This window comes from Klebsiella sp. KTE92 (assembly GCF_000398905.1).
Classification (GTDB): domain Bacteria; phylum Pseudomonadota; class Gammaproteobacteria; order Enterobacterales; family Enterobacteriaceae; genus Klebsiella; species Klebsiella variicola.
This window is the reverse complement of the sequence record NZ_KB976100.1, coordinates 5,318,113-5,340,066: the sequence shown is the minus strand read 5'-3', so window position 1 is coordinate 5,340,066 and position 21,954 is coordinate 5,318,113. Positions and strand designations below refer to the sequence as shown.

Below are 21,954 nucleotides of genomic sequence, written 5' to 3'. Positions count from 1 at the left end.
CATCACACGCGTTGCAGGCCAATCAGAATGGCGCTTTCCGGGTCGAGGATGGGCAGCGCCAGCCCCGCCTGCTGTAGCCACTCACCGCTCACCGTCTGCGGCGTCGTCATCCATGCCGGCAGCTTCCGCATGGTGTGGCCACCCTCGCCGGTGATCTGAATGTTCGGATGATCGAGGAGCGTCACCTGATAGCGGGCGTTCGCCTCCAGCCCCGCCAGGCGCAGCGGCGCCATCAGGGTGTAGTCCGGCATCGCCAGCTGGCTGACGAGGAAAATCGCCTGCGCTTTATCCGGGCTGACGACGCCATGGGCAAGGGTGGTAGCGTCCGGCATATCCATCCGCCACTGCACGCCGTGATGGATCACGTCGCGCCACTGCTTATGCAGGGCCGCATATTTCCGGTATCCGGCGCGCTCTTCTTCATCAGCGCTCACCGGATCCAGCTCAAGTCCCATATGACCAAACAGCGCCGTCAGGCCGCGAAAGGCGATACTGTGCTGGCGGAAAGTGGCATGACAGTGGCGGTTGCCGATATGCGCGCCCATCACCTCCGGCGGGAAGAAGTAGCTCATGCCGCGCTGGATGGTGTTGCGCTCAAGGGCGTCATTGTTGTCAGACGCCCAGAAGCGATGGCTGCGCTTGAGGACTTCATAATCGATCCGCCCGCCCCCGGAGGAGCAGGATTCAAATTCAATGTGCGGGAAACGGGCCACCAGCGTATCCAGCAGGCGGTAGAACTGGCGCGTTTGCGCGTCCGCGGCGGCGCGTCCCTGATGCCCAGGCTGCACCAGCTCGCGGTTCATATCCCACTTCACGTAGTCCACCGCGTGCTCGCCCAGCAGCCAGCTCATCCGCTCCAGCAGATAATCAAACGCTTCCGGAATGTTGAGATTCAGGACAAACTGATGGCGGCCGGTCAGCGGGGTATAGCCCGGCAGCGCCAGCACCCAGTCCGGGTGCGCCCGGTACAGATCGGAGTCCGGGTTAATCATTTCCGGCTCCACCCAAATACCGAATTCCATCCCCAGCGATTTCACGTGATCAATAACCGGCGTCAGGCCGTAGGGGTATTTTTTCTCATCAAGATACCAGTCCCCAAGCGCCGCCCAGTCGTCGTTGCGCCCTTTAAACCAGCCGTCATCGATAATAAAGCGCTCGACGCCCAGCGCCGCCGCCTCGTCAGCCATACGCATGATGTAGTCCGGGTCGTGGTCGAAATAGATCCCCTCCCAGGTGTTGAGATGCACCGGACGCGGCTTGTTGCCCGGGAAGCGAATAATCCGTTCGCGCAGATAACGATGGAACTGCTGGCTCATGCCGTTCAGCCCGTTCGCCGAGTAGCTGGCATACAGGTACGGCGTCCACAAGGTTTCCCCTTCCGCCAGCGCCATTTCGCCCGGCAGATAGAGCGCCTCGGCCTGCAGATAGCGGCGGCCATCGGTTTTCACCTCTGCCCGCAGGCGATGGTTACCGCTCCAGGCCAGATGTACGCCCCAGACTTCACCCTGCATCTCGCTAAAGGCGCGGCTGCCGGTGATCAGGGCCGGGAAATGTTCGTGAGAGGTGCGCCCGCGGCGGTTCTCCAGCACAAAGCTGTCGTGCTCCAGCGTCAGGCGGTGAGGCTGGAACTCGCGGATCCAGCGGCCATGGAAAGCCATCACCTCGCGAGCGCGTTCGGCGACCGGCAATGTGACCGCCAGGCGATCCACCTGCCATGGGCTGGCGCGCAGATTGGTCACGCCATGGCGCACGATCAGCACGCCGCTGGCATCCAGCGCGATCTCGCTGTGCAGACGCAGGCCGGCCTGTGGATCTTCGCTGACCAGGGTCAGCGTCTGGCCCTCGTGCCGCACTTCGCTGGTGGTGAACAGCGGAGAGGCATCCAGACCCTGACGATGGCCTTCAATGCCCGGCGCGCCAAACAGGCCATGGCCCAGCTCCGCCATTAAGGTCACTGGCGAATCGACATCCAGTCTGCCGTTGGCGACCGGGCGCGTCAGGCTGTCGGCATCCTGCGGTGAAAAGTGGCTTAAATGTGGCCCCCAGTAGACAATTTCGGCGAAAGGGCGAGTTTTAATGACAACATCGGCACCGGCGCTTTGCAGGTGAATCAGCGAATCAGACATCAGACATCTCCATAACAAGGAATGTCTTACTGTTGATCCGAAACGTTTCGGATGCCAACCAAAACGTTTCGGATCCGTGATCGGCTTCAGAATTACGGGTTAAAAAGGGGTCAGGTCAGGCAGTTTCGCCGGGGATGAATTCGGGCTGCCAGAGCACCTGCAGCGAGGCCAGATCCTCGCCAGCAATTAAGCGGCGGACCATATCGGCAATCTGCCGCCCCACGCCCTGGCGCGTGGACTGGATCACCGCGGCGACATCGGTCTCTATGATGCTGTCCTGCGGCAGCCCGTCATACACCACCAGGGCGACGCGGTTGTCGCCGGTTAAACGGCCCAGATGGGCGAGCGCCATGGCGGCGCCATCGCCATGGGTGTTGCAGTCGGTGATGATCGCGGTGGGCGGCTCCGGCAGACGCAGCAGCTCCAGCGTGGCCTGATAGCCGCCGCGGCGCGTCGCCGGCACGCTACGCAGCCACGCATCGGATAACCCCGCCTCGCGCAGAGCATCGAGGTAGCCGTTACGCCGTTGCAAAATAAACGCCTGATTGTTGTTCTCGCCCAACAGCGCGATACGCTGGTGGCCCTGTTGAATCAGATGGCGGGTGGCGCGGCAGGTGCCGGCATAGTTATCGAAATCAAACCAGGCGTAGGGCTGTGCCAGGCGGCTACGGCCAAGCGCCAGAAACGGAAAGCCTGAGGCCTGCAGCTGCGCCAGCCGCGGATCGTCATCCAGGGTATGGGCCACGATTAAAGCGTCGACGCGACGGCCCTGCACCATGCGCATATAGCCATGTTTATCCGACTGTTCATCATCGGCGATCAGCAACAAATCAATGTCATGGCGCGCCAGCTCATGGCTGATCTCCCCGACCATCTCGAGAAAAACGTTATTGTTGAGCGGCGCGGGGCGGACAGGGAAGACAAGACCAACGGCATCAATGGTGCCCATTTTCAGACGGCGGGCGAAAGTGTTGGGGCGATAGCCCCGGCGCTGCGCTTCAGCCTCAACCCGGGCGCGGGTCTCCTGTGACACATCGTCATAGCCGTTCAACGCCCGGCTGACGGTCGTGACGGAGATCCCAAGTTGTTTGGCAATGGCTTTCAGCGACATAAAAATCCCTGTTTTCGCATAGGAAAGCTAGTTTCCCGCAATATGGCTATGACGTCCAGCGAGCGCGCGTCCCCCGCCGACGCGATGTCAGTTTTGCTCAGCGATCAGCAGAGCCTGCGTATCCGGTTCCAGCGCCTGAAAAACATGCTCCTGATCCGCCGGGTAGCAGATATAGTCGCCCTCGCCGAGCTCTTCCGGCGCCGACGTCAGCCCTACCCGCGCCCGCCCCTGGGTGACGATAATATGTTCCACCGAGCCTGGCGGATGCGGATGCGAAATACGATCGGCGCCGGGCTGGGTTAACAGTAAATAGATGTCCCGACGCGCGCCTGGCGGACAAGCGGCCAGCAAAATGGCCTGATAGTTCGCCTGCTCCGCCACCACCTTTGTCCCCTCTCCGCGGCGGATCACCTGCGTTTTGTTCACCTGCGGCTCAAGCAGGCGGGCAAACGGGATATCCAGCGCCACGCAGAGCGACCACAGCGTTTCCAGACTCGGATTGCCGTTGCCGGACTCCAGTTGCGATAGCGTGGATTTTGCGATACCCGCCCGACGCGCGACTTCCGCCAGCGAGAGACCGGTCCGCGCCCGCTCCCGCACCAGGCTTTTGGCAATAACGCTGATTGGCTGTGTCATACCCGCCCCTTTGTTTTTTATATCGAACGATTCGTTCGCCTTGAAAAACGATTATTATGTGTTCATTATAATGGAAATTCGTTCGATATGGCTAAATGATATGAAACAAACTCTCTCCAGTCTCAGCGGAGACACGATAAAAGCGATCGTTTTGGTCTGCCTTGCCGTCGGGGTGGTGGGTATGTCCTATGGGTCGCTGGCGGTGGCTTACGGCTTCCCCTTATGGGTGCCGCTCTTGCTTTCGGTGTCCGTGCTGGCAGGCGCTTCTGAATTCATGTTTATCGGCATTATCGCCAGCGGCGGTAGCCCACTGGCCGCCGCTGCCGCTGGCCTGTTAGTCAACGCGCGCCATATCCCGTTCGGGGTGACCGTGCGCGAACTGGTTGGTCGGCGCGCCTTAAGCTTTATCGGGTGCCACATTATGAACGACGAGAGCGTGGTCTTTGGCTTGTCGCAGCCCACCCCTGCGCAGCGCAAAGCGGCCTACTGGCTGTGCGGCGCCGGCGTCGCGCTGATCTGGCCCCTCGGCACGCTAACCGGCGCGGCCGTCGGCAAACTGCTGCCAGCGCCGGAAACCATCGGGCTTGATGCGGTCTTCCCGGCGATCCTGCTGGCGCTGGTGATCCCGGCCTTTAAAAACCGCACTACGCTGATCCGCGCCGCCAGCGGCGCCGCACTTGCGCTTGCCGCCGTACCGTTTGTGCCCACCGGGCTGCCGGTGCTGCTTTCGCTGTTTGGTTTACTGTCGAGAAAAAAATAATGGGCAATATGACGCTGTTTATCGCCGGTATCGCCATCCTGTCGCTGGGAACCTATCTGATGCGCCTCGGCGGCGCGAAGCTCGGCAATCGGCTGGCATTTTCCGAGCGCTCGCAGGCGCTGCTTTCCGATGCGGCGACGGTGCTGCTTTTTTCCGTCGCCCTGGCCACCACCTTCTATGAAGGGGCGCATTTCGCCGGCATGGCGCGCGTTCTGGGTGTGGCTGTCGCCGTGTTCCTCGCCTGGCGCAAGGTCCCGCTGATCGGCGTGATTATCGCCGCCGCCGTGGTGACCGCGCTGCTGCGCCTGGCGGGTATGCCTTAGGGCGGGTAAGCGTAATCCGCCAAACCGGCGTGCTTTCCAGCGATCGTGCCTTCAAGCCAGTGAATAATCGGTTTTATCTCCAGCGGATACCGCTGGTCTATCGTCAATACGGGCCCTAAAGACATGGGCTGCGCCCGCCCGGCCAGCTGGGCCAGCTCCGGCAGATACTCCTCGCCGGGGTGGCCCGGCGGCCGCGTCGCCAGCCGCGAGGCATAGCGTGCGACGGCCAGCTCCGGGGTGATATGGTTCCAGATCTCAATTACCTGCTCCACGCCCGCCTGCTGTAGCAGTCGCTGCAAGGTCTCCCGCGGCTGAAAACCGAACCAGGCGTCGATCAACCAAACCATGCTGGCAGGCGACGCGCCGACAATCGACCAAATCACCTCATACGCCGCACAGCCCAGCTGGCGATTCATCGGCCGGTCGACAGGGGCCAGGCGCGCCATAAACGGCTCTTTGATGCCGTCGATCGTCAACACTGGCAGGCTAAAGGTCTCCGCCAGCAAACGGGTGATGGTGCTCTTCCCCGACGCCGGAATGCCGTTGATTAATATGGCCGTTTTGCAGCCTGGGGTCAGATGTCTGTTCATAGTAATGCGACGACCTCCTCCCGGCTGCGGGCCGTCCGCAGTTTGGCCATGGTGTCATTGTTATCCAGCAGCGCGACGATGGAACGGATGCCCTCCTCGATATGCGCATTGCTGTCCCGGGCACCAAACATAATAACAATGTCCGCCTTTTCACTGTCCGCAAACGGGATGGGCTTTTTCAGCACCACCAGGCTAAAGCAGTTGCGTCTGACGCCGCACTCGGGGCGGGCATGGGGGATGGCAATCCCTTCATCAAAAACGTAATAAGCGCCATGATTCAAGGTATTATCGATCACCGCCTGGCTATATTCCGCCGAAATAAAGCCTTTCGCCTCCAGCGGGCGGGCAGCCAACTTTATTACCCGCTGCCAGTCGGATTCCACAACGCCAACCTGAATGGCATCGGCCTCAATAAGCAGTTCTTTTATGGTCATTCTCTGTTCCTAGATATTGCGACGAATAATATTGCGTAAATTATCAATCTGCAGAAACAGCGCATCGATATCCTGCCGGTGGCTCTTACTCTTGGCATATACCGATAATGCCCGGTTGTAAGTCAACATCAATGTTTTTTGCACGTCGCTATTATCGGGCTGGCGCTGTAATTCGCCTTCCAGTCTGGCGATCTCTTCCGCCAGCTGACGGGACTGTTGATCATAATCCTGCAGCGGGTTTTGCTCTTTTTTCCACAGCGTTTTCAATGATTCAAACATAGCAAGCTCCCTCCCTGGCGGAAGACAGGGCAACAAAAGATATGTGTCGGTAAAAACGCTATTTAAATAGCGCCATTTTTTCCATTAATACGGCAGTCACTGCCTGGTTGGCGGGAATTAAAAATTTCCGTACGCTGTCATTTACTTTTCCTTTCTCGAACGTTGATTTACAGCGGTCGACCCACTGCACGTTCATTTCCGTTCCGACGTTCACTTTATTAATCCCTTCAGTGACGGCCAGCCGCATATCGTCGTCACTAACGCCTGTGCCGCCATGCAGCACCAGCGGCACGCCAGTCGCTTCGCTTATCGCCTTCAGCCGCGCATGCTGTATCTGCGCTTTACCGGTGTACAGGCCATGCACAGTGCCCACCGAGACGGCCAGCATATCGACCTGCGTCTCCTCCACAAAACGTTTCGCGTCGTCGACGGTAGTAAAACAGATATCTTCGGCAGCCACCGCTTTTCCATCCTCTGACCCGCCGATCGCCCCCAGCTCACCTTCTACCGTAATATTCCGCGGCCGGGCCATTTCCACCACAATCCGCGTGTTACCGATATTTTCCTCGAGGCTTAAGTGAGACCCGTCGTACATCACCGAAGAAAAGCCCGCATTCATTGCCGTCTCGATGGCTTTAATATCGGAGCAGTGATCGAGGTGCAGGCAGGTCGGGATATTTTCACTGTCTGCTAATGAACGCACGGCATCGACCAGTAACCGATACCCCAGATACTCTGCGGTACCGGTTGATATTTGGATCATTAATGGGCTGTGGCTGTTTTGCGCGGCTTTGAAAAAAGCCGGTAACATCTCAATACAGTGCAAGTTAAACGAGCCAATCGCTTTAAAATTTCTTTCCTGAGCGATGTTTAAAATCTCATTAAAATTATACAGACTCATGAACATTTTCCCCTTTCGGCTTAGCGGATTTACCGTTTACAAACCATGCCAGTGCGGCGACAAACACAATAAACAAGGCGACAAAGAGCCAGTTATTCTGGAAGGCGTGGCCTAATACCAGACCGGAGCTGATGACGTCAGAATCGCTGAAGGTGACGCCCGTAAAGCCGTAGCTCTCCAGCATGGGCACCAGAATAGCCGGCAGAAAAGTGATAAACAGACCGTGGATAACCCCGCCGATCATCGCCCCGCGACGTCCGCCCAGCGCATTACCAAATACCCCTGCCGTACCGCCGGCGAAAAAGTTGGTTAACAGCCCGGGGAGGATCATCGCCAGACCGAACATCGGGAAAACCAGCATGCCGATAATCGAGCCGACAGTCGTCGCCAGAAATCCGACAATCACCGCATTTGGCGCATAGGGAAACAGCACCGGGCAATCGAGAGCAGGCTTTGCATCCGGGACAATACGCATCGCGATACCGCGAAAAGCCGGCACCAGCTCATTGAGTAATAAACGCACACCGCTATAGAGGACAAAGACCCCGGCGACAAACTGAATGGACTGCATGAAGGCATACATCAGGTAATTAATGCCGCCGGAGAATTGCGCGATGTACTGCGGCCCCGCCGCAATAGCCGGGATGAGATACATCGGCACCATCACCACCGCCATGGCCAGATAGGTATCCTGCAGAAACTTAAAGTTATCAGGCAGTTCGAGATCTTCCGTGGAGCGAGAGCCTTTTCCGACAACTTTAGCGACCGCAGCCTGCACCAGATAGCCGATGGTACAGAAGTGCCCCAGGGCCACATCGTCAGACCCGGTAATGCGCCTGACCACCGGCTGCGCCAGGGCCGGCATTAAGACCGCCATCACACCGCCGAAGATACCCCCGGTTAAAATCAGCGGTACGCCAGTGAGCCCGGACTTATAGCCAATCACAGCCCCAATTGTCGCCATCCACAGTAGCGCCTGGCCGGTCAGGAAAATATATTTCAGCGGCGTCAGACGGGCGATAATAATATTGACGGCAAAGATCACCAGCAGCGTCAGCGCCACTTCCGAACCTAATTCCCGATTCGCTAACCCGGCGATGGCGGCCACATCGGTAATGTAGCCTTTCATGCCAAACCCCTGGGTGAAGATATCATTCAGGAAGGTCAGGGTGGCGACAATGATGTTTATCCCGGCCATCATAATTAAGAAACCGAGCAGCGTTTTAAATGTCCCTTCCGCGGTTTTGCCTGGCGATTTCTTTTGCAGGATCAGGCCAAGCATGGCAATAAAAGCAATAAGGATGGATGCCTGGCCGAGTAAATCCTTAACGATAAACGCAACGAAGCTATTCATAATCAGCCACCTTCAGATGACGTTCTTTTAAGAATGCGACGATCTTGGTTTCAATCTCCTCTTTATCAGTAAGTTTATTCAATACCACGACACGTTTAATTTCTTCTTCACTGGCATCGGCGGTTAAGATGTCGGCAAAGGTTTTTTGCGTCAGAATCATATCCGATTTAAAGGCCCCAGCTTCGGAAACGGTGGTGTGTTCAATATGAGCGGGAATTTCCAGCTTCTTTAAAACTGCCTTCGCCGTCATTTCAATGGCAAAGCTTGAACCGAGGCCGCAGCCACATACGCATAAAATTTTCAGCATGGAGGGTCTCCTCAAATAATATTGAGTTGCTTGGCAAGTTTATAATGATGTCCTTCAGTATCGACCAGACGTTTTTTCATACTGACTAAATCAATCGGAATAGGTTTGTTACTGGAATTAATTATTATGGCTTTATTTTTCATACCTGACTGAATACAGCGAACCACTTCACTGGCCATAATGGTACCCTGATAAATCTCTTCACAGGTTGGATCACCGCTGCGTAAACCATAGCCGACGATCGTTTTACGGATACGGACACCTATTTGTGGTTCCAGCTGTTTAATCATGGTATCAATCGCCCCCTGAAAGCCGGGAGAGTACTCTTTGGTATAGCCTTCTGAGCAGAGGATCACGACGCTATTTTGCGTGCTCAGCTTCCGGGTAATCCGTTCCGCAAGCATGGTCAGCGGCATCTGTGCCTCCGGGATCAGGGCAATATCAGCATTACATTTAATGGCGGACTGTAACGTTAGTTCTCCACAATAGCCTCCTAATATCTCAACCATAAAAACCCGACCCGGCAGCGCTCTTCCGGTATTTCTTAAACGGGAGACTTCTTTAATAATTTGCTCACAGGCCGTGGAAAAACCAATCGTATAATCACTGCCATACACATCATTATCGATAGTCATCCCGACACCAAAGCAATTAATCTCAAATTCACTAAGGGTATTCAGAAACTGCAGGCTGCCATCCCCCCCGGCCATAATGAGCACATCAATACGCAGAGATTTAAGTTTTTTAGCAATGCTTTCATATTCACTGCGCTGCAGTTTGCGACTGGTTCGCCCCGAGGTAATGATCGGCACCGCGGTAATGGAGAAATCAACCAGATCGCGCCACGCCATATCCTGATGATTTTTCTCCAGTAGCCCTGGAATACCGCCATTAAACAGCGTGATATCGGCATTAGCCTGCCTGGCTACCTGGAATATAAAATTATTCATTCCCGAAACATCCCCGCCGCTAATAACGATGCCAATTTTCATGACGCTTCCTCGCTCATTTGCCTGACAACATTTTTCCCTGAGTACAAGCCTTCTATTTGCAATAAAGATCACATAATGCGTATTAAATTACGTCAGTGAATGGTTGACAGTAGCAGTGACATGCTTATTTCTGTGATAAACATCTCATTTAAAGAGGGTGATCGCCATCGCTTTCTGTTTTTAATATCTTTATATTTCATAGCGTTAAAATATCGAGATATTCAGGCGTGCAGACCTTTCCTTTGCCGTTAATATGGGGATTTAAGAAAAGAGCGGAAACGTGATTACTGCCACATTTTTTCGTAGCAGAGGGGAATATCGGGTAATTTCGCCGATGCGGGAAGCGAAACAAAAAAAGCGCCCTAAGGCGCTCTTTCGACAGTAACTTTATGCTTATTTGTTCAGTTCCGCAGTCATATGCACGCGGTTGCCGGTAAAGGCTTCGGTAATTTTGTAAGACGAAGCGCCAGCAGCCTGCGCCTGAGCAGCGATTTTCGCTTCCGCACCATCCATCGTGGCAGCGGTTGCAGTCACGGTTTCAGCAGCGAATGAACCAAAAGAAGCGGCCAGTGCGATTACTGCGACAAAAGTTTTGATGCTTTTCATGATATAAACCCTTTCATTTAGTTGTTTAGATAAGGCGCCGTGCCTTGATGTGTTAAATAGTAGCCCGCACATCGCTAAACAAAAAGCGGAAGGATTTGCTGTCATTGTTCAAATTTATTGATCGATATTTAACCCGCAATTAAACGCTGCGGATGGGTGTAAACTGTCGCCCTGCCCGGCTTGCAAAAGCCCACCAGCGTCAGATTGCAGCGCTCGGCCACTTCCACCGCTAAGGTGGTGGCCGCCGAGACCGCGAACAGGATCTCGACGCCGCACATCGCGGCCTTCTGCACCATTTCATAGCTGGCGCGGCTGGAGACCAGCGCGGCGCCATGCTGCCAGTCCTCGCCAATTTCCGCGCGCTGGCCCAGCAGTTTATCCAGGGCGACATGCCGGCCAACGTCTTCAAAACCGCCCGCCAGCTCGCCAGTCGTCCTGACCCAGGCAGCCGCATGGGTACAGCCGGTGAGCCGGCCGACCGGTTGAAAGTCGTTAAGATGCGCCAGGGCGTGGTCGAGGTTGGCTAGATCGAACGTCTGAGTGAACGGTAGCGGCTGAACTGGCTTACCAATATCATTGAGCTGCTCGACGCCGCATACCCCGCAGCCGGTGCGCCCGGCCAGCGCGCGACGCCGGGCTTTGAGCCCCATAAAACGTCGGCTGGAGAGCTCAATCTGTACCTCAAGGCCATTGCACACCGACACCACGTCCATGCCGAAAATCTCCCGCCGATGCTCGATAATCCCTTCGGATAAGGAAAAGCCGACGGCGAATTGCTCCAGGTCTTTCGGCGTGGCCATCATCACCACATGGGAGATACCGTTGTAGACCAGCGCGACGGGAATTTCTTCGGCTAACTCGTCTGGCTGAGGGTGTTGCAGATCCTCGCGTTTCCAGAGGGAGACCTGGCGATATCCTGTGACATTCGTCACATTTTTGATTTGTTCGAGAGGCTTCTTGTTCACTTTGCTTTAACCGTATTGGAACAGGCATACACACAATGTGGTATTCTGTTTTTATCCCTTCAGGAATGAGGGAAATTAGCCCTAATTCTGAACCTTTGCGGCCTTCACCGCAAAGCAAATAACTACATGTGACAATGTCGAAACAAGGAGCGAACCATGCAGGTCAGCAGAAGGCAGTTCTTTAAGATCTGCGCTGGCGGTATGGCGGGAACCACGGCAGCAGCGCTGGGCTTTGCCCCGGCAACTGCGCTCGCGGAGACACGGCAGTACAAATTGCTGCGCACGCGCGAAACCCGTAACACCTGTACATACTGTTCTGTCGGCTGTGGGCTGTTGATGTATAGCCTCGGCGACGGCGCAAAAAACGCCAAAGCATCCATTTTCCATATCGAAGGCGATCCGGATCATCCGGTTAACCGTGGTGCGCTCTGCCCGAAAGGGGCCGGTCTGGTGGACTTTATCCATTCTGAAAGCCGCCTGAAATTCCCGGAATATCGCGCGCCAGGTTCCGATAAATGGCAGCAAATCAGCTGGGACGAAGCGTTTGATCGCATCGCCAAGCTGATGAAAGAGGACCGCGACGCCAACTTTATCGCGCAAAACGACGCCGGCACCACCGTCAACCGCTGGTTGACCACCGGGATGCTGTGCGCCTCCGCCTCCAGTAACGAAACCGGTTATTTAACGCAAAAATTCACCCGCGCCCTCGGGATGCTGGCGGTGGATAACCAGGCGCGTGTTTGACACGGACCAACGGTAGCAAGTCTTGCTCCAACATTTGGTCGCGGTGCGATGACCAACCACTGGGTGGATATTAAGAACGCCAACCTGATCGTGGTGATGGGCGGTAACGCCGCAGAAGCGCATCCGGTGGGGTTCCGCTGGGCGATGGAAGCCAAAATTCATAATGGCGCCAAGCTCATCGTTATCGATCCGCGCTTTACGCGTACGGCATCGGTGGCAGATTTCTATACCCCGATTCGTTCCGGTACCGACATTACCTTCCTGTCGGGCGTGATCCTGTACCTGCTGAATAACGAAAAATTCAACCGCGAATACACCGAAGCCTACACCAACGCCAGCCTGATCGTGCGTGAGGACTATAGCTTCGACGACGGGCTGTTCAGCGGCTATAACGCAGAAAAACGCCAGTACGACAAAACCAGCTGGAACTATGAGCTGGATGAGAACGGCTTCGCCAAACGCGATACCACGCTGCAACATCCGCGCTGCGTCTGGAACCTGCTGAAGCAGCACGTTTCTCGTTATACCCCGGATGTAGTCGAAAACATCTGCGGTACGCCGAAGGCCGACTTCCTTAAAGTTTGCGAATACATTGCCGAAACCAGCGCGCCGGATAAGACCGCGTCGTTCCTGTATGCTCTCGGCTGGACCCAGCACTCCATCGGCGCACAGAACATCCGCACCATGGCGATGATCCAGCTGCTGCTCGGCAACATGGGGATGGCCGGCGGCGGTGTCAACGCCCTGCGCGGTCACTCCAATATCCAGGGTCTGACCGACCTCGGCCTGCTCTCCACCAGCCTGCCGGGCTACATGTCGCTGCCGAATGAAAAACAGGCCGACCTGCAGACCTACCTGACGGCTAACACGCCGAAGCCGCTGCTGAAAGACCAGGTCAACTACTGGGGCAACTATCCGAAGTTCTTCGTCTCCATGATGAAAGCCTTCTTCGGCGACAAAGCTACGGCAGAAAACAGCTGGGGCTTTGACTGGCTGCCGAAGTGGGATAAGAGCTACGACGTTCTGCAGTATTTCGAGATGATGAATCAGGGCAAAGTGAATGGCTATATTTGCCAGGGCTTTAACCCGGTCGCCTCGTTCCCGAACAAAAACAAGGTGGTGGCTTCTCTGTCGAAGCTGAAGTTCCTTGTGACCATCGACCCGTTGAACACCGAAACGTCCACCTTCTGGCAAAACCACGGTGAGTCGAACGATGTTGACCCGTCGAAAATCCAGACCGAAGTGTTCCGCCTGCCCTCCACCTGTTTCGCTGAAGAGAACGGGTCGATCGTCAACTCCGGCCGCTGGCTGCAGTGGCACTGGAAAGGCGCGGACGCCCCGGGGATCGCTGTCACCGATGGTGAAATCCTCGCCGGTATCTTCACTCGTCTGCGTAAGATGTATGCCGACGAGGGTGGCCCGGCGCCGGAGCCGGTGCTCAACATGACGTGGAACTACTCCACTCCGCACGAGCCGGCATCTGAAGAAGTGGCGATGGAAAGCAACGGTAAAGCGCTGGCGGATATCACCGACCCGGCGACCGGCGCGGTGATCGTTAAGAAAGGGCAGCAGTTGAGCTCCTTTGCCCAGCTGCGCGATGATGGCACCACCTCCAGCGGCTGCTGGATCTTCGCCGGTAGCTGGACGCCGGACGGCAACCAGATGGCGCGCCGCGATAACGCCGATCCGTCAGGCCTCGGCAACACGCTGGGTTGGGCCTGGGCCTGGCCGCTCAACCGCCGCATCCTGTATAACCGCGCCTCCGCGGACCCGCAGGGCAAACCGTGGGATCCTAAACGTCAGTTGCTGAAGTGGGACGGCGCGAAATGGGGCGGCGTGGATATTCCGGACTACAGCGCCGCCGCCCCTGGCAGCGACGTCGGTCCGTTTATCATGCAGCCGGAAGGGATGGGCCGTCTGTTCGCTATCGATAAGATGGCGGAAGGACCGTTCCCGGAACACTACGAACCGTTTGAAACGCCGCTGGGGACTAACCCGCTGCATCCGAACGTGGTCTCTAACCCGGCCGCTCGCGTCTTCAAAGGCGATCTCGAGCAGATGGGCAAAGCGGACAAATTCCCGTACGTCGGCACCACTTACCGCCTGACCGAACACTTCCACTACTGGACCAAGCACGCGTTGCTTAACGCCATCGCGCAGCCGGAGCAGTTTGTGGAGATCGGTGAAAAACTGGCGAATAAGCTCGGCATCGGCCACGGCGATACCGTGAAAGTTTCCTCTAACCGCGGCTATATCAAAGCCAAGGCAGTGGTGACCAAGCGTATTCGCACGCTGAAAGTTGACGGTAAGGATATCGATACCATCGGCATTCCTATTCACTGGGGCTATGAGGGCGTAGCGAAAAAAGGCTTTATTGCTAATACCCTGACGCCGTTCGTCGGTGATGCAAATACGCAGACACCGGAGTTCAAAGCTTTCCTCGTGAACGTGGAAAAGGTGTAACGGAGACGACTTATGGCTTATCAATCGCAAGATATTATTCGTCGTTCCGCGACTAACGGTTTCACCCCCGCGCCTCAGGCGCGGGACCACCAGCAGGAGGTGGCGAAGCTTATCGACGTCACCACCTGTATCGGCTGCAAAGCCTGTCAGGTGGCCTGCTCCGAATGGAACGATATTCGTGATGAAGTCGGTCACAACGTCGGTGTGTATGACAACCCGGCGGACCTGACCGCCAAGTCATGGACGGTCATGCGCTTCTCGGAAGTGGAACAAAACGACAAGCTGGAATGGCTCATTCGCAAGGATGGCTGCATGCATTGCGCGGACCCGGGCTGCCTGAAGGCCTGCCCGTCAGAAGGCGCGATCATTCAGTACGCCAACGGTATCGTCGACTTCCAGTCCGAGCAGTGCATCGGCTGCGGCTACTGTATCGCCGGCTGTCCGTTCGATGTACCGCGTCTGAACCCGGAAGACAACCGCGTCTACAAATGTACCCTGTGCGTAGACCGCGTGACCGTCGGCCAGGAGCCTGCCTGCGTGAAAACCTGTCCGACCGGCGCAATCCACTTTGGCTCCAAAGAGGATATGAAAACGCTGGCCGGTGAACGCGTGGCTGAGCTGAAAACCCGCGGTTATGACAATGCGGGCCTGTACGATCCGGCCGGCGTCGGCGGCACCCACGTCATGTATGTGCTGCACCATGCCGACAAGCCGAATCTGTACCATGGCCTGCCGGAAAACCCGGAGATCAGCCAGACCGTGAAGTTCTGGAAAGGCATCTGGAAACCGCTGGCGGCCGTCGGCTTCGCCGCGACCTTCGCAGCCAGTATCTTCCACTACGTCGGCGTCGGTCCGAACCGCGCGGAAGAGGAAGAGGACAACCTGCATGAAGAGAAAGACGAGGTGCGCAAATGAAAAGACGTGACACCATCGTGCGCTACACGGCGCCGGAACGCATCAACCACTGGGTCACCGCCTTCTGCTTCGTCCTGGCGGCAGTGAGCGGGTTAGGCTTTTTCTTCCCGTCCTTTAACTGGCTGATGCATATTCTCGGTACGCCGCAGCTGGCGCGTATTCTCCACCCGTTCGTCGGGGTGGTGATGTTCGCGTCGTTTATCATCATGTTTTTCCGTTACTGGCACCACAACCTAATCAATCGGGATGATATCTTTTGGGCGAAGAATATTCGTAAGATCGTCGTCAACGAGGAGGTGGGCGATACCGGGCGCTATAACTTCGGCCAGAAATGCGTGTTCTGGGCGGCGATTATTTTGCTGGTACTGCTGCTGGTGAGCGGTGTGATCATCTGGCGTCCGTATTTTGCGCCGGCTTTCTCAATCCCGGTGATCCGATTTGCGCTGATGCTGCATTCATTTGCCGCAGTGGCGTTAATTGTGGTTATCATGGTGCATATCTACGCCGCCCTCTGGGTGAAAGGCACCATTACCGCGATGGTGGAAGGCTGGGTTACCAAAACGTGGGCGAAGAAACATCACCCGCGCTGGTACCGAGAGGTCCGCCAGAAACAGGAAAAGTCATCTGAATGAGTATTCGCATAATCCCGCAAGACGAGCTGGGTTCGAGCGAGAAACGCACGGCGGAAGCAATTCCGCCGTTACTGTTCCCCAGGCTGAAAAATCTGTACAACCGCCGCGCTGAACGCCTGCGTGAGCTGGCCGCCAACAACCCGCTGGGCGATTACCTGCGCTTTGCCGCGCTGATCGCCCATGCCCAGGAAGTGGTGCTGTACGACCATCCGTTGCAAATGGATCTGACGGCCCGCATTAAAGCGGCCAGCGAACAGGGTAAACCGCCGCTGGATATCCACGTTCTGCCGCGCGACAAGCACTGGCACAAGCTGTTGCACTCGCTGATTGCCGAGCTGAAGCCGGAAATGAGCGGCCCGGCGCTGGCGGTCATTGAGAATCTGGAAAAAGCCTCTGAGCAGGAGCTGGAGCAGATGGCCAGCGCGCTGTTTGTTTCCGACTTCGCCTCCGTCAGCAGTGATAAAGCGCCGTTCATCTGGGCCGCGTTGTCGCTCTACTGGGCGCAGATGGCCAGCCTGATCCCGGGGAAAGCGCGCGCCGAATACGGCGAACAGCGTCAGTTCTGCCCGGTATGCGGCTCGATGCCGGTCTCCAGCATCGTGCAGATCGGCACCACTCAGGGGCTGCGCTATCTGCACTGCAACCTGTGCGAAACCGAGTGGCACGTGGTGCGCGTCAAGTGCAGCAACTGTGAACAGAGCCGCGACCTGCACTACTGGTCGCTGGACAACGAGCAGGCAGCGGTGAAAGCCGAAAGCTGTGGCGACTGCGGAACCTACCTGAAGATTATGTATCAGGAGAAGGATCCGAAAGTCGAAGCCGTCGCCGACGATTTGGCGTCCCTGGTGCTCGACGCCCGTATGGAACAGGAAGGCTTCGCCAGGAGCTCAATTAACCCGTTCATGTTCCCCGGCGAAGGGGAGTAAGTTCTGCGGTGTGATTTCGGGCGGCTCTTGCCGCCCACTTTCCTTCTTGCGACACGAGCGTAGTCAGGAATGACTCACCCGCGTCACTGACTGTCATCAGAGGTCAGCCTTTGGCTGGACACACTCGTTTCAGACGAGTTTGTCGCTCACTTGTCGTCCTCCTGCCACTCGAATTATTCAGGGTGTAGTTCGTACGGCGTGACTACGCCAGGAATACCGGCAAAATCCTTCGTATTCCGCGTAATCAGTTCCAGACGATGGAGTTGCGCCGTCGCCAGAATGATGGCATCCGGCAGCTTAAGCTTATACTCCTGCCGCAGCGCAACGCTTCGCTCTGCAATATCCTGTGAGATGTTAATGATATTAAAGGTGCTTAGCGCCATTCGCGTACGCTGCTCCTGGTGATATTTTTTAGCGCCAACCATCACCTCCATCCAGGTAATCAGACTGATCGCATTCTGCGGTGGCCAGGCCTCCAGCGCCTGTTTGGCTTCGCGACGCCCGCTAAATAAATCAATAAGAATATTGGTATCAAAAAGCGCAGATCCGGAGGTCATTACCACTCCTTGCGTAGCTGACGTTGATATTCCATGCCGTCTTCTTCGCAGTCTTGCCACAGACCCAGCGCATTGGAGATGGTATCTTTAGCTCGATCTTGTTTCTCCAGATATTGTTCAACCGCTTCACGTAACAGTTCCGCTCGCGGAATGTTACGCTGCACTTTGAGGTCATCGAGACGTTGAATGACATCGTCTGATAAATCGAGAAGAATTCTGCCCATATCCCTTTCAGCCATCATGCTCATATATACCTCAAGTATATCACCAGTGATGAAATTATGAGCAATCTACAGCTTTTGAAATCGGAAACAAACAGGATTTTGCCAGGTAAACGCTTTTTTGCGAGCCGCTTTCCATAATGCACAGGCGACCTCAACAGGCCTGTCTTTTCGTCATAATCCAGGCTATAACACTGGATATTAAAACAGTATAAGGAACTTCATATGGCGCTGGAAAAAGGGATTGCTTCGCTGGTTGAGGCATTTATTGCGGCAGGTCGTCCGTCATCACGCGATCAACATATTGATGACCGGAGGGCCGGCTATATCGCCAGTGCGGTACTCGCCGGGGAGACGGAAACGCGAGTGCGGGTGGAGGATACCACTCTGGAGGGTATGCACTTCCGCGTCGTTTCACCGCCTAATGCCGACGGCCTGCTACCCGCGCTTATCTACTTCCACGGCGGCTGTTTTGTCAGCGGCGGCTTTGCCACGCACGATAACCAACTCCGTCAGTTAGCCATGTTCAGCGGTTGCCGGGTGATCGCTGTGCAGTACCGCCTTGCGCCGGAGCATACCTTTCCGGCGGCGCACGATGATGCAGAACGAGGTGCTACGATTATTCACCAGCACGCAAAGCAGCTTGGCATTGATGCCTCGCGTATCACGCTGGCCGGCGACAGCGCCGGAGGTCATCTCGCCCTGGTCACGGCTCTGCGCCTGAAAGCGAAAGCGGCGTGGCGTCCTGCACAACTGATTCTGATTTATCCAATGCTCGACCCCACCGCCAGCATGGCGAGCTACCTCAGCAATGGCGATGACTATGTGATTACCCGGGACACGCTACTGAGCGGCTACGAAATGTACCTCTCCCCGACGCCGGCAAACCATCCGGATGCCTGTCCGCTCTGGCGCGAAGATTTTCACGGGCTGCCACCGGTGCATATTCTGACGGCGGAGTTCGATCCTTTACGCGATGAGGGTGAAGTGCTGTACCGAAGACTGACAGAGCAAGGGGTGGAGAGTTCCTGTCAGCGTTATCTGGGGGTGATCCACGGCTTCTTTCAGCTGGGAGGCGTCAGCCACGCCGCGCGTGATGCTATACGGGATATCGCCTGGCGTGTGGCATCGCCAGGACGATAACCGCCGCAGGGGATTACTCTTCCTCGTTGCCGCCCTCTTCATAAGAGCCAAAGGGCTTCGCCGGCAGCACGATGTAGATCCCCTCGAAAACTGCCCCCTGTTTATCATCACCAAAAAGCTCAACCTGCATTTGCACGCGGGCTTTACGCCCACGCGCCAGGCGGTCGAGATCGCCGCTCAGCGATCCCAGGTCGGCGATGGCGCTGGGGCGGCCGCTAATGGGCTGACTGTAACGGATATGCGCATCCGCCAGAATGATGGTGCCCCCCAGATGCCGCTCGCGCAGCATCAACCAGATAAGCCCCCATCCTGTTAAGGTAGCGAGCGAAAACAGGCTGCCGGCAAACAGCGTATGGTGCGGATTCTGGTTCCCCGCTTCCGGCATGGTGGTAATAAATTTCTGCCCGGTGTACTGCTGAATGCGTACGCCCATTTTTTCACTCAGCGGGATATGCTGATACCACGCCTGCTGAAGCTGTGCGCACCAGTCACCGCGGTGCAAAATATCGTCCAGCGACGCGATCGGTTTAATCATCAGAAAATGACGGATCGGCGTGGTGGTCGGGGTAGTGATCTCCCCCTGATTGACAAAGCCAAGCTTGGCGAAAAACTCCACCGCATCTTCGCGAGCGCTACAGGTGACCCGCTTCACCCCTTCCTGACGCGCTACCGACTCCAGGGTCATTGCCATCAGCGTCCCCAGCCCTTTATCCTGCACGGAGGGATGCACGGCCATAAAGCGAATGGAAGCTTCATTTTCCGCATTGATATACAGTCGGCCGACGGCAACCAGATTGCCCTCCTCATCCACCACCATCTGATGATGCGCCATCGCATCCCAGGCGTCGCGTTCCGATCCTTTTGGCTGATGCAGCGGCTTACGCAGCATCTCCCAGCGGAACTGGTAGTAGCTCTCTAACTCTTCTGCTGTTTGCGGTACACGAAGGTGATACATAGTCGTACTCTCTTTTGTTACCCGCAGCCTGCCCGGAAGCTGGGTCATACCTGCAACCAAAAGGTCACGGGACCATCATTGACCAAAGAAACCTGCATATCCGCAGCGAATCTTCCGGTCTGGGTGTTCATTTCCTGCTGACGACAGCGGGCGACGAAATACTCATACAGTGCCTCGGCACGGTCCGGTGCTGCACCTTTCGAGAAACTCGGACGCATCCCCCGCTCGGTATCGGCCGCCAGCGTAAATTGCGAAACCACCAGCACGCTGCCGCCCGCCTGCTGGACATTCAGATTCATTTTTCCCTCCGCATCGCTAAAGATGCGGTAGCCCAGCACACGTTCACAAAGGCGATTCGCTTTTTGTTCATCATCGTCTTTCTCGACGCCCAGCAGCACCAGAAGCCCCGGACCAATTTCGCCCGTCACTTCATCCTCCACGGTAACGCTTGCACGGGATACGCGTTGAATTAATGCAATCATGGTTGTTCTGTTTCTTCTGTTTTAAGTTTGCGGTATTCACCGAGAGTGACAGTTATTTCAGCGCCAAGCAAGACGATACACCAGGTCCAGTACACCCAGACGAACAAAATCGGCACCACCGAAATCACGCCATAAATTAACTGATAGGACGGAAAGGTGGTGATATAGAGGGCAAACGCTTTTTTACCTGCCTCGAACAGCAGCGCCGCCACCAGCGCCCCGATCACTGCATCGCGGTTACGCACCTGGGTGGTCGGTACAATACTGTAGAGCAGCCAGAATGCCGCCCATGAAAGGATCAGCGGGAAGAGGCGGAGTAGATTATCAATCACGCCGTCCAGATCGCTCGCCCAGCGCAGCGACAGCAGATACGAACTGATCGCCAGGCTGGCGCCTGCCAGCAGCGGGCCAAGAGTCAGGATCATCCAGTAAACGGCAAAGGAGTAAACTTTGGGACGGCTGCGCGTGCTGCGCCAGATGGTGTTTAGCGCGCTGTCGATCGAGTACATCAGCAGCAGCGAGGTGACGATCAGGCCAAACGCGCCTACGGCGGTCATACGGCTGGAGTTAGCCACGAACTGTTCGATATACCCCTGAATCACATCCCCGGTCGCCGGAATAAAATTGGCGAAGATAAAATGGCGAATCTGCACGCTGACTTCGGAAAACATGGGAAAGGCCGCAAACAGCGCGAACACGACGGCTATCAGCGGCACCAGGGAAAGTAATGACACATAGGCGAGGTTCCCCGCCAGAGTCGTCATATGGTCTTCATCAATGCGCCGCCACAGCAGCTTAAGCCAAGCCAGCAGCGGCCGGGTATGGTGGTGTAATTTTTGCTGAACGGTTTTTAGCATAGCTGATTCGCGAAATAGTCAGGGATGGTCTTCTTCCCGGTCACCAGAATACTGGTGATCCCTAACCGGTTGGCCCCTGCTATATTATCGACGTTATCATCAAAAAAGACCGTATCTGCGGCGGAAAATCCCTCTTCTTCCAGTACTCGCAGATAAATTTCCGCTTCAGGCTTACGCAATCCCATCTCCTGTGACAGATAAATGCGATCGGCGGCAGCGCGCACTTCCGGGTATTCATCGGGCCAGAATGTGGTGTGAAGACGATTGGTATTGGAGAGCACCACCACCCGATGCCCCTGGGCACGAAGTTTATGCATGATGGTAATTACCTCCGGGCGCAGCGCGACAAATACCGCCTGCCAGCCGTGAGCAAACTGCTCATAGCTGAGGGACATATTCATTTCATGACACATGGCGGCGGCAAAGTCTTCATCGCTAATCTCGCCACGCTCATGCTGGTGGAAAGCCTCTCCCATGGTGAAATGCTGCTTCAGCGTCGCCAGCGGGATGCGGGTTAAATCACTCCAGGCTCCCAATACCCGGTTGAAGTCAATGTCGACAATCACATTACCTAAATCAAAGATATAGAGCATTTTTGTCTCCTTCCGCGCCGTGGAAAATTAACTTTAGCGGGAAAGGCAGGATTTGACTATTGGCGTATGATGCAGGAATGAA

General features: G+C 56.0%; 25 protein-coding genes. 7 read left to right on the top strand and 18 right to left on the bottom strand.

What is annotated here, in order from left to right; translation table 11 throughout:
* Positions 1–2: 2 nt before the first annotated feature.
* The 3 genes from A1WC_RS00585 to A1WC_RS00595 form a co-directional block, all read right to left on the bottom strand.
* Positions 3–2,126, bottom strand: coding sequence for an alpha-galactosidase (locus tag A1WC_RS00585; RefSeq protein WP_016162040.1), 2,124 nt, complete (start codon positions 2,124–2,126; stop codon positions 3–5).
* A 115-nt stretch (positions 2,127–2,241) separates the two neighbouring features.
* Complete coding sequence (locus tag A1WC_RS00590) at positions 2,242–3,237, bottom strand: substrate-binding domain-containing protein (protein ID WP_016162039.1); 996 nt, start codon at positions 3,235–3,237, stop codon at positions 2,242–2,244.
* A gap of 87 nt (positions 3,238–3,324) precedes the next feature.
* The gene (locus A1WC_RS00595; protein WP_002882865.1) at positions 3,325–3,873 is read right to left on the bottom strand and encodes a helix-turn-helix domain-containing protein; all 549 of its coding nucleotides are present in this window, start codon (positions 3,871–3,873) and stop codon (positions 3,325–3,327) included.
* A 100-nt stretch (positions 3,874–3,973) separates the two neighbouring features.
* Between A1WC_RS00595 and A1WC_RS00600 the strand changes: the two genes are divergently transcribed.
* Positions 3,974–4,633 (top strand): AzlC family ABC transporter permease, encoded by a 660-nt coding sequence (locus A1WC_RS00600; protein ID WP_008807892.1) that lies wholly within the window; start codon positions 3,974–3,976, stop codon positions 4,631–4,633.
* A complete protein-coding gene (locus A1WC_RS00605; protein ID WP_008807893.1) occupies positions 4,633–4,956 on the top strand; it encodes an AzlD domain-containing protein in 324 nt (107 codons plus the stop codon). Before A1WC_RS00600 ends, A1WC_RS00605 begins: the two co-directional genes overlap by 1 nt.
* Here the strand turns inward: A1WC_RS00605 and A1WC_RS00610 are convergent.
* The 9 genes from A1WC_RS00610 to fdhD all read right to left on the bottom strand — a co-directional run bounded on the left by A1WC_RS00610 (position 4,953) and on the right by fdhD (position 11,384).
* On the bottom strand, positions 4,953–5,546 hold the full coding sequence (locus A1WC_RS00610; protein ID WP_008807894.1) for an AAA family ATPase: 594 nt from the start codon (positions 5,544–5,546) through the stop codon (positions 4,953–4,955). The two genes, A1WC_RS00605 and A1WC_RS00610, sit on opposite strands and share 4 nt — an antisense overlap.
* Entirely contained in the window at positions 5,543–5,980 is a 438-nt protein-coding gene (locus A1WC_RS00615) for a PTS sugar transporter subunit IIA (protein WP_008807895.1), read from the bottom strand. Before A1WC_RS00615 ends, A1WC_RS00610 begins: the two co-directional genes overlap by 4 nt.
* Before the next feature lie 9 nt (positions 5,981–5,989).
* Positions 5,990–6,259 (bottom strand): hypothetical protein, encoded by a 270-nt coding sequence (locus tag A1WC_RS00620; RefSeq protein WP_002882858.1) that lies wholly within the window; start codon positions 6,257–6,259, stop codon positions 5,990–5,992.
* Between the two features lie 58 nt (positions 6,260–6,317).
* Positions 6,318–7,160 carry a class II fructose-bisphosphate aldolase gene (locus A1WC_RS00625; RefSeq protein ID WP_008807896.1) on the bottom strand — a complete coding sequence of 281 codons (843 nt, stop codon included), beginning with the start codon at positions 7,158–7,160 and terminating at the stop codon, positions 6,318–6,320.
* A complete protein-coding gene (locus tag A1WC_RS00630; protein ID WP_004203642.1) occupies positions 7,147–8,514 on the bottom strand; it encodes a PTS sugar transporter subunit IIC in 1,368 nt (455 codons plus the stop codon). The genes A1WC_RS00625 and A1WC_RS00630 overlap by 14 nt, the downstream gene beginning before the upstream one ends.
* Positions 8,507–8,821 carry a PTS sugar transporter subunit IIB gene (locus A1WC_RS00635; protein ID WP_004151864.1) on the bottom strand — a complete coding sequence of 105 codons (315 nt, stop codon included), beginning with the start codon at positions 8,819–8,821 and terminating at the stop codon, positions 8,507–8,509. Before A1WC_RS00635 ends, A1WC_RS00630 begins: the two co-directional genes overlap by 8 nt.
* An 11-nt stretch (positions 8,822–8,832) precedes the next feature.
* The gene (locus A1WC_RS00640) at positions 8,833–9,813 is read right to left on the bottom strand and encodes a 6-phosphofructokinase (protein WP_016162037.1); all 981 of its coding nucleotides are present in this window, start codon (positions 9,811–9,813) and stop codon (positions 8,833–8,835) included.
* A 393-nt stretch (positions 9,814–10,206) separates the two neighbouring features.
* Positions 10,207–10,419 carry a YdgH/BhsA/McbA-like domain containing protein gene (locus A1WC_RS00645; protein WP_004127125.1) on the bottom strand — a complete coding sequence of 71 codons (213 nt, stop codon included), beginning with the start codon at positions 10,417–10,419 and terminating at the stop codon, positions 10,207–10,209.
* Between the two features lie 128 nt (positions 10,420–10,547).
* Positions 10,548–11,384, bottom strand: coding sequence for a formate dehydrogenase accessory sulfurtransferase FdhD (gene fdhD, locus A1WC_RS00650; protein ID WP_012969233.1), 837 nt, complete (start codon positions 11,382–11,384; stop codon positions 10,548–10,550).
* A gap of 156 nt (positions 11,385–11,540) precedes the next feature.
* On the opposite strand from fdhD, the gene fdnG reads away from it, so the two are divergent.
* Genes fdnG through fdhE form a run of 4 tightly spaced genes read left to right on the top strand, consistent with a single transcriptional unit; the run spans position 11,541 to position 17,064 of the window.
* Positions 11,541–14,591: a formate dehydrogenase-N subunit alpha gene (gene fdnG, locus A1WC_RS00660; RefSeq protein ID WP_086512137.1), complete on the top strand. Its 3,051-nt coding sequence runs from the start codon at positions 11,541–11,543 to the stop codon at positions 14,589–14,591.
* A gap of 12 nt (positions 14,592–14,603) precedes the next feature.
* The gene (gene fdxH / locus A1WC_RS00665) at positions 14,604–15,506 is read left to right on the top strand and encodes a formate dehydrogenase subunit beta (RefSeq protein ID WP_002882822.1); all 903 of its coding nucleotides are present in this window, start codon (positions 14,604–14,606) and stop codon (positions 15,504–15,506) included.
* A complete protein-coding gene (gene fdoI / locus A1WC_RS00670) occupies positions 15,503–16,138 on the top strand; it encodes a formate dehydrogenase cytochrome b556 subunit (RefSeq protein ID WP_008807902.1) in 636 nt (211 codons plus the stop codon). The genes fdxH and fdoI overlap by 4 nt, the downstream gene beginning before the upstream one ends.
* Positions 16,135–17,064, top strand: coding sequence for a formate dehydrogenase accessory protein FdhE (fdhE, locus tag A1WC_RS00675; protein ID WP_004150358.1), 930 nt, complete (start codon positions 16,135–16,137; stop codon positions 17,062–17,064). Before fdoI ends, fdhE begins: the two co-directional genes overlap by 4 nt.
* 173 nt (positions 17,065–17,237) lie before the next feature.
* Here the strand turns inward: fdhE and A1WC_RS00680 are convergent, their stop codons facing one another.
* Both A1WC_RS00680 and A1WC_RS00685 read right to left on the bottom strand, forming a co-directional pair.
* The gene (locus tag A1WC_RS00680) at positions 17,238–17,621 is read right to left on the bottom strand and encodes a type II toxin-antitoxin system VapC family toxin (protein WP_008807903.1); all 384 of its coding nucleotides are present in this window, start codon (positions 17,619–17,621) and stop codon (positions 17,238–17,240) included.
* Positions 17,621–17,863 carry a CopG family transcriptional regulator gene (locus A1WC_RS00685; RefSeq protein WP_172437970.1) on the bottom strand — a complete coding sequence of 81 codons (243 nt, stop codon included), beginning with the start codon at positions 17,861–17,863 and terminating at the stop codon, positions 17,621–17,623. Before A1WC_RS00685 ends, A1WC_RS00680 begins: the two co-directional genes overlap by 1 nt.
* Positions 17,864–18,067: 204 nt before the next feature.
* Here A1WC_RS00685 and A1WC_RS00690 point away from each other — a divergent pair, with 204 nt between their 5' ends.
* The gene (locus A1WC_RS00690; protein WP_016162034.1) at positions 18,068–18,985 is read left to right on the top strand and encodes an alpha/beta hydrolase; all 918 of its coding nucleotides are present in this window, start codon (positions 18,068–18,070) and stop codon (positions 18,983–18,985) included.
* 13 nt (positions 18,986–18,998) lie between these two features.
* Here the strand turns inward: A1WC_RS00690 and fabY are convergent, their stop codons facing one another.
* The 4 genes from fabY to yihX are packed head-to-tail and all read right to left on the bottom strand — an operon-like array spanning position 18,999 to position 21,872.
* On the bottom strand, positions 18,999–19,940 hold the full coding sequence (fabY, locus tag A1WC_RS00695; protein ID WP_012543287.1) for a fatty acid biosynthesis protein FabY: 942 nt from the start codon (positions 19,938–19,940) through the stop codon (positions 18,999–19,001).
* Between the two features lie 44 nt (positions 19,941–19,984).
* A complete protein-coding gene (dtd, locus tag A1WC_RS00700) occupies positions 19,985–20,422 on the bottom strand; it encodes a D-aminoacyl-tRNA deacylase (protein ID WP_012543288.1) in 438 nt (145 codons plus the stop codon).
* Positions 20,419–21,279 carry a virulence factor BrkB family protein gene (locus A1WC_RS00705; RefSeq protein ID WP_008807907.1) on the bottom strand — a complete coding sequence of 287 codons (861 nt, stop codon included), beginning with the start codon at positions 21,277–21,279 and terminating at the stop codon, positions 20,419–20,421. Before A1WC_RS00705 ends, dtd begins: the two co-directional genes overlap by 4 nt.
* On the bottom strand, positions 21,273–21,872 hold the full coding sequence (gene yihX / locus A1WC_RS00710; protein WP_008807908.1) for a glucose-1-phosphatase: 600 nt from the start codon (positions 21,870–21,872) through the stop codon (positions 21,273–21,275). Before yihX ends, A1WC_RS00705 begins: the two co-directional genes overlap by 7 nt.
* Positions 21,873–21,954 lie beyond the last annotated feature (82 nt).